Below are 12,269 nucleotides of genomic sequence, written 5' to 3'. Positions count from 1 at the left end.
TTTAGTAGACCCGGGTCAAACGTTTGTTTGAAATAAACAATTTAGGAGTTGGACGATGATGATTAAAAAGAAATGGATGACGATACCCTTATGTTGCAGTCTGTTATCGGGATCAATCTTGACAAGCACGATAACGGCATCCGCTCAGATGAAAGATCAGACGGAAACATCGAAAGTATTTGTTTCGAATACCGAATTGGATAAACATGTCATCTTTCAAAGTTTCAGCCTTTATCAGCCGTATGAAAGCAATATGTATACGAATTTGATGAAAAAAAGCGCCTTATTAAAACAATGGGGACTAACTGATGTGTGGATGCCGCCCGCATACAGAGCTTTTGCCCAATCCTACTATGGAGAAGGTTACGCCATAAATGATAGATATGATTTGGGGGAATTCCCTCAAGGGAAAAATGGGGAAAAGGCAACTAAATATGGGACAAGCGATCAACTAAAACTGTTGATAACCAATCTTCATGATAATGGACTTAAAGTTCAGGAAGATCTTGTGCCTAACCAGATGATGGGTCTTCCAACGCCTGAAATATCGAGTATCACTTCAGTGGATGTTTATGGCAATGAAAATGATCCAAATGTAAAAGACAAACTTGCTGTCGCTTATACCAAAGGCGGTGGAGAGGGACAGAAAAAATACGGATTAATTAAGCAATGGACTCAAGAGTATTACAATGGAACCGGTCCACAGCAGCAAGGAATGTACCGCGTAATGGTCGATGAAAACATGAAACCATACAGATATTATGGTCCCAATGACCCTAAAAATTATCTTCCTAGTTGGTTGGCAAATACTGATGCCCAAAATTACGGGAAAATCAATACCGTTGACAATTATTTAACAGTTGATTCCTATTTTGCAGTGAAAGGGGCTAGTACGGAGTTGGATGCCGTATGGCGACCACTTTTACTGTATTATGTGGATCCTCAAAATGGAGCGACAACACAAACCTATCTTGATTATCTGAGAGCGAATGGCTTCAGTGGGGGGAATGATGATGACGTACGGAATAAAATAATTGCGGCCGATACAAAGACCGTCTCAAACCTGACGGATAAATATCTTGCTTCCCAGCCAGGGTATTCTGCTGCAACTGATCCTAAAGGCATTATGCGGTTTAACCATGGCACTGATGGAAATGTAAACAAAGATGTATTACAGTATGAATTCTTGCTTGGTAATGATATTGATAATTCGAACCCAACTGTGCAACAGGAACAATTGAATTGGCAAAGATTTCTGATCGATCAATATGGATTTGATGGATTCCGTATTGATGCGGCTTCACATTTCAATACAAAGATTCTTACAGACTCAAGGGATTTAATGACCACGCGTTATGGCAATAACTTAAATGATCATTTAAGTTATATTGAATCCTACACCGACGACCAATTAAGCTTTGAAAACAACAACAACAATGGGCAATTGGTCTATGATCACAAACTATTCGGTGCCTTGCGAAATAGTTTAGGAAGAGCATCAGGCAACAATCCTTTAAGTGACCTAGTCAACGCTTCATATGTTGACCGGACAAATCCGAATGCAGATAGGGTTCCAAACTGGTCATTTGCGAATAATCATGACCAAGAACACAATGTACTGCATGACATTCCGTTGACAGCTGAAGAAGCCAATGGAACTAAACCTGACACACCTGAATATGAGGCTATCCAGTATCAAAAATACGCTGATGACTTGATGAAGGCGGACAAACAGTATGCCCCTCATAATATTCCGAGCCAATATGCGTATATTTTAACAAATAAAGACACAGTTCCTACTGTTTATTATGGGGATATGTTTGTATCAAATAAACCTTACATGTCAACGAAGTCGATCTATCATGACACAATCGTTAATCTGCTTCAGGCAAGAAATCAATTTGCTTCAGGTGACCAGAAAATTAACTATTACACATCGAATACATCTCAAACGCCAGGATACGATTTAATCGCCAGTGTTCGGTACGGAACAAATAGAAATACAGGTGTAGCAACTGTCATTGGTAACAACCCAAATACAAAAACCACAATCAATGTTGATTTGGGGAAAAATCATGCAAACCAAACATTTGAAGATGCTACAGGATTTAACACTGAGCTATTAAAAACTGATAAAAATGGAGCATTAGCGGTCCCAGTTAATGGAGTTAAAAATTCACAAGTTCATGGTTATTTAGGGGTATGGGTACCTTCCAAAAAAGACGGAGGTCGTCAAATTGTTGTCAATAATGGTACCAACGGGGTTGCAGCCAACTACAATAAATATGAAAAATTAAATATCCCAAAATTAACTGGCCACAATTGGCAACAAGAAAATGAATCGAAAAGAATAAACCAAGAGAACGCAAGTCTAGAAGCCGATCGGTTACGAAATCAAGTTAAATAACCTTTGGACCCGTTACAATTAAGTTGTTAATATAGAGCAACTAGATGTCAGGAACTAAACATTATAAAAAGGTCTGCCCATTCAAAGCTATTTTTTATTTCAATCATTGTATTTGTTATAACATCTATTATTTGAAATGCCGCCCATAGGGTTTCGGGTCCTTAGAGTTTAATAAGGTATGCTGTTTCTACCGTTTTTGACCTTCGTAAGGAAAACGAGCAAATTATTATCTCATATGACCGAGAGAAATTCCTACACCTGAGGACAAGCTGCGAAATGATGTAGAAAAAAGTCATTTAGTGTCAACCTTCTTTTTTACAATGTAACATTAACGATATCCATAGGACTTGCCAAGGATATCAAATATATAAAAAGAAAATTAATTCGCTATTAAATATTGGGGATTAGAGGAGTGAAGGAAATTGTGGATAAACTCAGCACAGAAGAATTGCTAGAAATATATAAAAAAGCTATTAGGTTTAATGTAAGTAAAGACTTTATTATGTTATTATCCGAGGAATTAAATAAGCGGTTTATATTTGAATCTTTCCAAAAGGTTATACAAAAAGCTAGAAAATATAATTATATCCAGGCAAAATAGCATAAATAAAGATAATAAAGCCGCTAACAAGTTTACATTTGCAACATGTGTCATACTTGGTTGTAAGAGTGTAGAACAAGTTGAAGTTAATGCCAGAGCAGCCAATCTGGTTTTGTAAAAAGGAGATCATCCTAGTGCGGAATTAAATAATAAAAAGATTTGTTAAGTTACCAAGGACATGTTTGTGAAAGCAAGCATGTCCTTTTTTGTTACTGGCATGATGCGTCAAACAATTTTTTCAAAAATATTCACCTTTGGATGTTATCATTGAAAGAGCATGTGGATTAGATGTCCATAAGGACAATATCACTGCTTGTATTATGACTTCACAAGGAAAGGAGATTCAAACATTTTCTACTAAAACGGTTTTCTAAGGCTGTATTGAATTCTTTATTGAATGAGAACAAGTTATTTTGAAGAAATATAGTCCAAATATGGTTTGAACCGTGACTGGTGAGGTTACTTATCAAATTAAGGCATTTGAAGAGTTTGAGGGATTATCTGAAAGAAAAGAAATTTAATATATAAAGTTGTACGAAGAGTGTGTTTCAGAACAGGTAAGTTGGAAAGCATTAAAAACAGACTGCAACTGCTTAACTCCAGGATAAAATACCTGGAGTTTTGATGTTCTTCCTCATCTTCCCTTAGGGGGATCATCAGCAATATGCAAAAAAACCACGTTAAGGTTTAAATTAATTCAGAAAAGTCATTTCAAAATGTGCTTTAAAGGAATGACATATGTCAAAAAGAGAAAACTCGCCCTTTTGACATACAGATTAGAACTTCTTTCTAATGTGTTATAAAGTATGCTTTTTGACAGTAGCCATCCTTTTATTACTGTTTTAAAAACGTTAGTCATGGTATTCCATTAAAGAGCCATTATATTGAATAATAGGTAGCATAAAACCGATCGGACTGAACCAACCAAGCAGATTATCATCCTCATCAATTGGTTGAACGGCAATCATGCAGTTACCCCCTGGAGAAACAAAAAGCAGATGGTAATGAGAATCTATAAAAGATTCCCGCTATACCGTCTGCTTTTTCATTGTTTTAGTTCTTCACTTGGATTATTGCGAATCCATAAGGCGAAAGTTCAACTTTTGACGTTTCTCTAAGAGGTTTATTATTCCATAAATCAATGGGGCTTTTACCAGTAAAATCATATGGAATCGTCACATCCAGCGTAGAGTTATTAATCGCAATAATAATCGTTTCATCACCGGACTGCTTGGAATAAATGATATGGTTTGTGCTATTATTCGTTTCTAAAACCGTAAATTTGCCTTCATTTCCAAATGCAGCATGCTCTTTTCGAAGTGAAATTAATTTTTGGACAGTGTAAAAGAGTTCGAGGTTTTGTTCCTCTTCATCCCAAATCATGCATTTCCGACAGCCTGGGTCATTTTCTCCCATTAATCCGATTTCGTCCCCGTAATAAATACAAGGTGTGCCGATAAATGATAGCTGGAATAGGAAAAGCAACTTCAGCTTGTCGATATTTTCGTCACAAACCGTTAAAACTCTTGGGGTATCATGACTCCCTAATAAATTAAATGCCACTTCGTTTACATTCTTCGGATAAGAGGTTAAAACTTTTGTCAGCTGCTGGGCAAATTCCTCTGCATTAATCTTATCCTTTGCAAAAAAGTCTAAAGACGTATTTGTAAAAGGATAGTTCATCACTGCATCAAATTGATCGCCTTGAAGCCAAGGCATAGAATCATGCCAAATTTCGCCCAGAATGTAGGCATCTGATTTGATCGCTTTTACCGTTTTTCTAAACGCTCTCCAAAACTCGTGATCAACTTCATTGGCAACATCGAGGCGCCATCCATCAATATCAAATTCTTCAATCCAGTATTTTGCGACATGAAGAAGATATTCTTGCACTTCAGGATGCTCAGTATTTAACTTTGGCATCATATGTGTAAATGCAAAGGTATCATAGTTTGGTTCAGGAAAGGCCTGCACTGGAAATTCTCTTAAATGAAACCAATCTTTATAGTTGGATTTCTCTTGTTTTTCTAGCACATCCTGAAAAGCATTAAAATAAAAACCACTGTGATTGAATACGGCATCAAGCATGACACGAATCCCATTCTCGTGGCATACTTCCACAAGCTGTTTAAAAGTTGCTTTGTCTCCAAAATGCGGATCAATTTCCATATAATCAATCGTGTCATATTTATGATTCGTTACTGCTTTAAAAATGGGCGTGAAGTAAATGCCTGTAACCCCAAGTTTTACTAAATGATTAATATTTTCAATAATTCCTTCAAAGTCGCCGCCGAAGAATGTATCTGGTTCAGGATTTTGGCTTCCCCACGGAAGTGTGCCTTCAGGGTTTAACTTAGGATTGCCATTCGCAAACCGTTCTGGGAAGATTTGATACCATACCGTATTCTTAACCCATTCCGGCGCTTTGAATACATCAATCCGATTTAAAAACGGAAAACAAAAATAAAAGCTGGAATCACGGGGATCTTTTTCTACAAAACCTCTCTCGCCATATACAGCGGCTTCAGTATCCGAATAGAGTTCAAATCCGTAGCGTAATCGCCGGAATTCAGGTTTCACTTCCGTAAACCAGTAATCAAATAACTCATCTGAGCCTTCAAGTGTCATTGGTTTAGTAAGGTTTGTCCACCCATCTTTGGTCCATTGATAGGGATCCCCATATATTAGAAACACTTTTGTTAAGTCACCTTTTTTAGCACGAAGGCGAATGTGTAATGTTTTGTTATCATAGGCATAGGCAAAATTGTTTTTTGGTCGGTGATAAATAGCTTCTTTTAACATCAGAATTCCTCATTTCTGGATAATTTGATAAATAATTCTTATTAGTAATTTCGAAAAGGGACTTTCAAGAAAAAAATAAGTGAATGGCAGAGGTTATATGAAATAGTAAAAAAAATCACAAAATATATTGACAATTTAGAATCAGGATGATTTAATAGATTACAAGTTAGGTTAAACGTTTACGTTTATTATTATATATTTTTTTAATAGTTAAGTAAACGTTTTCGTATTAAATTGTTTATTTTTTTTAATAGTTAAGTAAACGTTTACTGAAAACAATTTTTTGAAATATTTTTCGTTAATTGCTGTTTAAAATGGAATATATACCAGAGAAAAGAAAGGAAAAAAGTAAAACCTTTATTCTTACAATTAGCTTTTTTATAGCAAAGAGAGAGTGAATGAAGTTAAAAAAATTTACAAAATCAGCAAGTGCGACTTTTTTAGCAACAAGCATACTTGTGACAGGATGTTCAAATGAAACAACTAGTATAAATCCCGAAAAAACCAAACTATTAAGCTCTGAACCTCATGGTGTCTATTATGAAATTTTAGTTCGTTCCTTTGCCGGATTCGGATGGAGATGGAATAGGAGATCTTAAAGGGGCTGCCAAGAAGCTGGACTATTTAAAAGATTTAGGAATTGAAGGAATTTGGCTTATGCCGATAAATCTATCACCAAGCTATCACTGTTATGATGTTACAAACTATCAGGAGATTAATCCAGAGTATGGCACATTGGAAGAAATGAGAGCGCTTGTAAAAGAAGCGCATTAAAGAGGAATCAATGTCATTATCGATCTTGTTGTCAATCACACAGGTAAAGAACATCCATGGTTCCAAAAAGCATTATCAGGTGATCCAAAATATAAAGATTACTATGTCTAGTTAATAAAGACACAGATACAACGGCAATGGGTGAATGTGGCCAGCAAGTTTGGCATCAAGCAGGAAGCAATAAATATTACGAAGGTGTCTTTTGGGAAGGAATGCCTGATTTGAATTATAAAAATCCTTAGGTAAGGAAAGAAATAATTGACATAAGTAGAAGGATTTCTTTCATTTAAACGAGTGACCGATAGCGAACAAATGCTGGTTATCCACAATTTAATAGGTAAAGCAAAAGAGTTCACTTTATCAGAAAAGGAAAGTGACTTTACCAATCATACTATATGACAAAGCAAGAATCAGAAGTAGACAATGAGGGAGAAAAGGAACAAATTAAAATGCCTTCCTATTTTCCATTATTTTAAAAAAGAATTCGAAGTATAGTTACACTTTAGCCAATTGTGCAAACGATTGCACTAACTTAAATTTTCAACTGTTTATTTTGGTAGAAACTTTACCAAATAAGCATTGAGATAAATATTAATAAATCAAAAGGTGGGAATTATTTTGAAAAAGCTATTAAATCTATCTTTAATCGCACTGTTACTATTTGCATTAGCAGCATGCAGTAAGCCAGGGGCCCAAACGGGAGGAGAAGCTTCTAAAGAAACCGCTAAAAGCAGTTCAGCAAAAGAAACAGCAAAAGAAGAAATTACCCCGGAAGAAGGAGCAAAGCTGGTTTTATGGGATAACAAGGATGAAGAAGGTGAATGGGCAAAATATGTCGCAAAAGAATTCACAAAAAAATATGGAATCCCGGTTAAATATGCAAATGTAAATCATACTGATGCTCCTGGAAAGCTTGAAACAGATGGTCCTGCCGGATTAGGAGCAGACGTATTTAATGCGGCCAACGATCATTTAGGAGAGATGAGCAAGGCTGGATTAGTTTACGATAACTATTATGCAGATGAATATAAGAAACGCTTTATGGATAGTGCCATTACAGCCGTATCTGCAAAAGATGAAGAGGGCAAGCTTAAAACATTTGGTTTCCCGTTAAACATTGAAGGAGTTGCCCTTTTCTATAACAAAACTTTATTGGATGAAATGGGCTTTAAACCAGCCGAAACAATGGAAGAATTAATCAAGCAATCGAAAGAGTTTCAGAAAAAACACCAAGGTTCATATGGTTTCATGATTGAACCAGGTAATTTCTACTTAATCCATGGATTTGTTGGAGGATATGGCGGTTATATTTTCGGGGACAAAAATACAGATCCAAATGAAATTGGTTTAAACAATGAAGGTTCGCTAAAAGCAGCGAAATTAATGCAACGTATCCGTGATGAATTATTGCCGCTGAAAAAAGAAGACCTTACCAGTGATGTCATCAATTCTTACTTTACTGAAGGAAAACTTTTATATAATATCACTGGCCCTTGGATGGTGAAAGGCTATTCAGATGCTAAAGTCAATTTTGGAATTACAACTCTACCGAAACTTGACAATGGGGAAGTTCCAACCACTTTTTCAGGAACAAAGGCCTACTATGTTAATGCTTATAGTAAATATCCACAAGCAGCGACATTGTTGGCAAAATTCGCGACAAGTGATGAAATGCTGTTAAAACGTTATGAATTAACAGGACAGCTGCCACCTTCTAAAGCATTATTAGAAAATGAAACCATTAAGCAAGACAAATTAAATCATGCTTTCTTAGAACAAGCACAATATTCCATTTCAATGCCTAATATCCCTGAAATGCAAAATGTATGGGGTGCAGAAGAAGTGGCATATACAGCGATTTGGAATAAGGCTGCTGAACCTCAAACAGCACTGGATAAAGGGGTTCAACAAATTAAAGATGCCATCAAGTCCCAGACTAAATAATTACATTTAAAAATGAGGCTGACTCATTGGTAAGTCTCCCGAAAGCAAAATAAATAGTATGCTTTTCCTGAGAGAAATCTATCTATTTTGTTGGTTTAAGGGGTTAATGCCTGGAGAGTCCAGCCTCTCATTTCAAAAGGAGGGTGAAAAATGAATACGACAGCTCGAAAATATGTAGATGATCAACTGCCTATCTCGCAAAAGTATGAATCAAAGAATAGAAAAAAATCTTCTAAATCACCGCAACCAGCTAAAAAATCATTCCTGACAAAGCCTAGAATGGCTGCTATACTTTCCGGATTATTTATGGGACTTGGACAGCTGTATAATCGACAAATCGTAAAAGGATTGAGTTTTTTAGCACTGGAATTGTATCTGCTTATATTTTGGACGGTCCCTTTCCAATGGGCTATGTGGGGGATTACAACATTAGGGGAAACACCTCAGCATCGGGTCGGGTTTAAAATTGTTCAGGGTGACCATTCCATTTTCTTATTAATTAACGGAATCATATTTTTAATTTCATCCCTACTTTTCCTATGGTTCTATTATTTAAATATTCGGGATGCCTATAAGGTTGCCGTTAGAAATGAAAAGGGAATTAAACCTAATAACGCAAAAGAGATGTTTAAAAACATATGGGAAAATGGCTTTCCTTATATTTTGTTAACACCCTCTGTTCTATTTACAGCTTTTCTAACCATTCTTCCATTATTATTTGGTATTTTAATTGCATTTACAAATTATTCAGCACCCAATCACCTGCCGCCAAAGCACTTAGTGGATTGGGTAGGATTTGATACCTTTATTCAGCTGTTTCAAATGAAAACATGGAGTGCCACTTTTTATGGTGTGTTTTCATGGACCGTTGTTTGGGCCATTATTTCAACTGCTACCACTTTTTTCTTAGGACTTTTTTTCGCTGTATTACTTAACCAGCAAGGAATTAAATTGAAAAAGTTTTGGCGAAGCATTTTTATCCTGCCATGGGCGATTCCACAGTTTGTTTCGATTTTAATCATGAGAAACATTTTTAATGGTGAATTTGGTCCTTTAAATCGTTATTTAATGGACTTGGGTGTGATTCAGCATGCAATCCCTTGGTTATCCGATCCATTATGGGCGAAAATGACACTTATTGTTGTCAATATGTGGTTTGGCTTTCCCTTCTGGATGGTATTAATGAGCGGAGTATTAACAAGTATAGATAAAGAAATATACGAAGCAGCAGATGTGGATGGTGCATCACCAATACAAAAATTTTGGAAAATTACCATGCCGTTGATGATGTTTGCGACTGCACCACTTGCGATCATGTCTTTTGCAGGAAATTTTAACAACTTTAACATTATTTATTTAATGACAGAAGGCGGACCTGTCAATGTGGATTATAGCTATGCCGGATCGACAGACATTTTGATAAGCTGGATTTATAAACTGACACTGGACAATAATCAATTTGCAATGGCTTCTGTCGTCTCCATATTGATTTTCGTTGTGATTGCTACATTCTCCATTTGGAACTTTAGAAGAACAAAAGCCTTTAAAGAGGAGGATATGATGTCATGATGGGATTAAGCTTAAAAAAGAAAATTAGCCATACCGTTATTTATACTATTTTAATCATAACAACGGTATTTATTTTATACCCTGTCATTTGGATTCTAACTGGTTCTATGAACCCAGGAAACTCTTTATTCTCTACTCGTTTAATTCCTGATTCTATATCATTTGTACATTATCAATATCTATTTAAAGAAACGGATTATCTATTATGGTATAAAAATACGTTGAAAATTGCATTCGCGAATACGATATTGTCTACGCTTCTAGTTGTAACAGCAGCTTATGCTTTTTCCAGATTTCGTTTTCCCGGAAGAAAACAAGGTTTAATGACCATGCTTGTTTTGCAAATGTTTCCTAGCTTTATGGGCATGATTGCTATCTATATCCTATTATTGCAAATGAATTTACTCGACAACCATTGGGGACTCGTTCTCGTTTATGCCGGAGGATCGATTCCATTTGGTGCGTGGCTTGTGAAAGGGTACTTTGACGGTTTCCCAAAAAGTCTTGAAGAAGCAGCAAAAATTGACGGTGCCAGCCATATGACGATTTTCTATAAAATCATGATGCCACTTTCAAAACCTATTCTAGTCTTTGTGGCGGTTACAAACTTTATTGGACCGTGGATGGACTTTATTTTTGCAAAGCTTGTTCTACGTTCTGATCAAAAGAAAACATTGGCTGTTGGGCTGTTCGAGATGGTAACCGGCCGCGGGAATACAGAGTTCACTAACTTTGCTGCCGGTGCTGTGTTAGTAGCTGTACCAATTACGATTTTATTCTTTATATTCCAGGATCATCTTACAGAAGGACTGAAAGCAGGGGCAAATAAAGGTTAATGATGATTGATCTCCCTTAATCGTTGTTGTTATTAGTAAAAGAGAAGGAATGAAAAATGATCGCTTCAATTACTAGCAGGTGATGCGTCAGAATCTCGCTTCTTCTCTTTTCGAATAGTTAGGTAGTTCTTTAGTTTATCATAATTCAGAACATACAAATAATAGGGGGGTGTAAAGCTGTTGAAGAAGTTTTACACATGTGGTAATGTTTATTAGTAAAACGTTTACGTGAAAGTTGGTGATAGATAATGGTTACTATTAAAGATGTAGCAAAACAAGCAGGTGTATCTGTCGCGACTGTTTCTCGTATTTTGAATAACCTACCAGGCTACTCTGAAAAAACGAAACAGCGGGTAGAACAAGTGATTGAATCGATTGGCTATCAGCCTAACGCTGTTGCCCGGGGTTTGATTAATCGTGAAACAAAAACAATTGGCGTCCTTGTCCCCGATGTATCACAGCTATTTGCAAATGAGGTTCTGGCAGGGGTTGAGGAACGTGCTCATGAGCTTGGTTATACTGTGATGATCTGTAAAACAAACTATCGTACAAGGGATTATTTACAAACTTTGTATGAAAAACGTGTAGATGGAATTATTATGGTGAGTGGCACGATTACGCCTGATGAATATAAACAGATAGAAATGATGAAGGTACCGGTAGTATTAGTCGCAACCCAAACAAACTATCCTATACGATTTTTAAAAGTGGATGATTATCAAGCTTCATATGATGCTGCAGCCTATCTAATTAAAAAGGGTCATTCTCGTATTGGGATGATTGCAGGAACAAAAGAAGATGCTGTCGCGACCATTCCACGTGTAAAAGGATTTACGGATGCGTTAAATGACGCTGGTATAAAAGTAACCAATGAAATGGTTACGCACGGCGATTATCATTTTAAAAGTGGAATAGAATGTATGGATCAATTATTAAGCAATGATCCGTCCATTACAGGTGTATTTTGTGCAAGTGATGAAATGGCTGCAGGTGCATTATCTTTTTTATATAAACAAGGAATCAGAGTTCCAGAAAAACTATCGGTTATTGGGTTTGATAACACTCCAACGGCTGAAAAGGCGATTCCTCCACTTACGACGGTAGCGCAGCCATTATACGAAATGGGAAGGTCCTCCGTTCAGCTATTATTGGATCCATATGTAATTGTGAATCAGATTTTTCCCCATCGAATAGTTGAACGTGACACGGTCCGTTCCTTAAAATAAGATTCAGTATTTTGTAACGTTGAGTGAAAATGATGGATTTATTACTTTCACTCAACGTTATAAAATCGCTTAACCGTAAACGTTTACGTTGAAATATGAATATAAGAAAT

9 protein-coding genes and 1 pseudogene are annotated in these 12,269 nt (G+C 36.3%); 9 read left to right on the top strand and 1 reads right to left on the bottom strand.

Going from position 1 to position 12,269, the window contains the following annotated elements:
- Positions 1–55 precede the first annotated feature (55 nt).
- Positions 56–2,407, top strand: a complete 2,352-nt coding sequence (locus J7E77_RS08875) for a glycoside hydrolase family 70 protein (RefSeq protein ID WP_214713558.1) — start codon at positions 56–58, stop codon at positions 2,405–2,407.
- 412 nt (positions 2,408–2,819) lie between these two features.
- Entirely contained in the window at positions 2,820–3,008 is a 189-nt protein-coding gene (sda, locus tag J7E77_RS08870) for a sporulation histidine kinase inhibitor Sda (protein ID WP_214713557.1), read from the top strand.
- A gap of 1,053 nt (positions 3,009–4,061) precedes the next feature.
- Here the strand turns inward: sda and J7E77_RS08865 are convergent.
- Complete coding sequence (locus J7E77_RS08865; RefSeq protein ID WP_214713556.1) at positions 4,062–5,810, bottom strand: alpha-glycosidase; 1,749 nt, start codon at positions 5,808–5,810, stop codon at positions 4,062–4,064.
- A gap of 398 nt (positions 5,811–6,208) precedes the next feature.
- Here J7E77_RS08865 and J7E77_RS30525 point away from each other — a divergent pair, with 398 nt between their 5' ends.
- The 7 genes and pseudogenes from J7E77_RS30525 to J7E77_RS08840 all read left to right on the top strand — a co-directional run bounded on the left by J7E77_RS30525 (position 6,209) and on the right by J7E77_RS08840 (position 12,159).
- Entirely contained in the window at positions 6,209–6,409 is a 201-nt protein-coding gene (locus tag J7E77_RS30525) for a hypothetical protein (RefSeq protein ID WP_215018227.1), read from the top strand.
- Positions 6,372–6,695: pseudogene (locus J7E77_RS30520) on the top strand (alpha-amylase family glycosyl hydrolase). Before J7E77_RS30525 ends, J7E77_RS30520 begins: the two are co-directional and overlap by 38 nt.
- A 183-nt stretch (positions 6,696–6,878) precedes the next feature.
- A complete protein-coding gene (locus J7E77_RS31935) occupies positions 6,879–6,983 on the top strand; it encodes a hypothetical protein (RefSeq protein ID WP_483861471.1) in 105 nt (34 codons plus the stop codon).
- Between the two features lie 219 nt (positions 6,984–7,202).
- The gene (locus tag J7E77_RS08855) at positions 7,203–8,528 is read left to right on the top strand and encodes a sugar ABC transporter substrate-binding protein (RefSeq protein ID WP_214713555.1); all 1,326 of its coding nucleotides are present in this window, start codon (positions 7,203–7,205) and stop codon (positions 8,526–8,528) included.
- A 150-nt stretch (positions 8,529–8,678) separates the two neighbouring features.
- Complete coding sequence (locus J7E77_RS08850; RefSeq protein ID WP_308160481.1) at positions 8,679–10,097, top strand: carbohydrate ABC transporter permease; 1,419 nt, start codon at positions 8,679–8,681, stop codon at positions 10,095–10,097.
- Complete coding sequence (locus tag J7E77_RS08845; protein ID WP_214713632.1) at positions 10,097–10,933, top strand: sugar ABC transporter permease; 837 nt, start codon at positions 10,097–10,099, stop codon at positions 10,931–10,933. Before J7E77_RS08850 ends, J7E77_RS08845 begins: the two co-directional genes overlap by 1 nt.
- Positions 10,934–11,181: 248 nt before the next feature.
- A complete protein-coding gene (locus tag J7E77_RS08840) occupies positions 11,182–12,159 on the top strand; it encodes a LacI family DNA-binding transcriptional regulator (RefSeq protein WP_251026771.1) in 978 nt (325 codons plus the stop codon).
- The last annotated feature ends 110 nt before the right edge of the window (positions 12,160–12,269 follow it).

This window comes from Bacillus sp. ISL-77, assembly GCF_018613105.1.
This window is presented reverse-complemented; position numbering and strand designations above follow the sequence as displayed.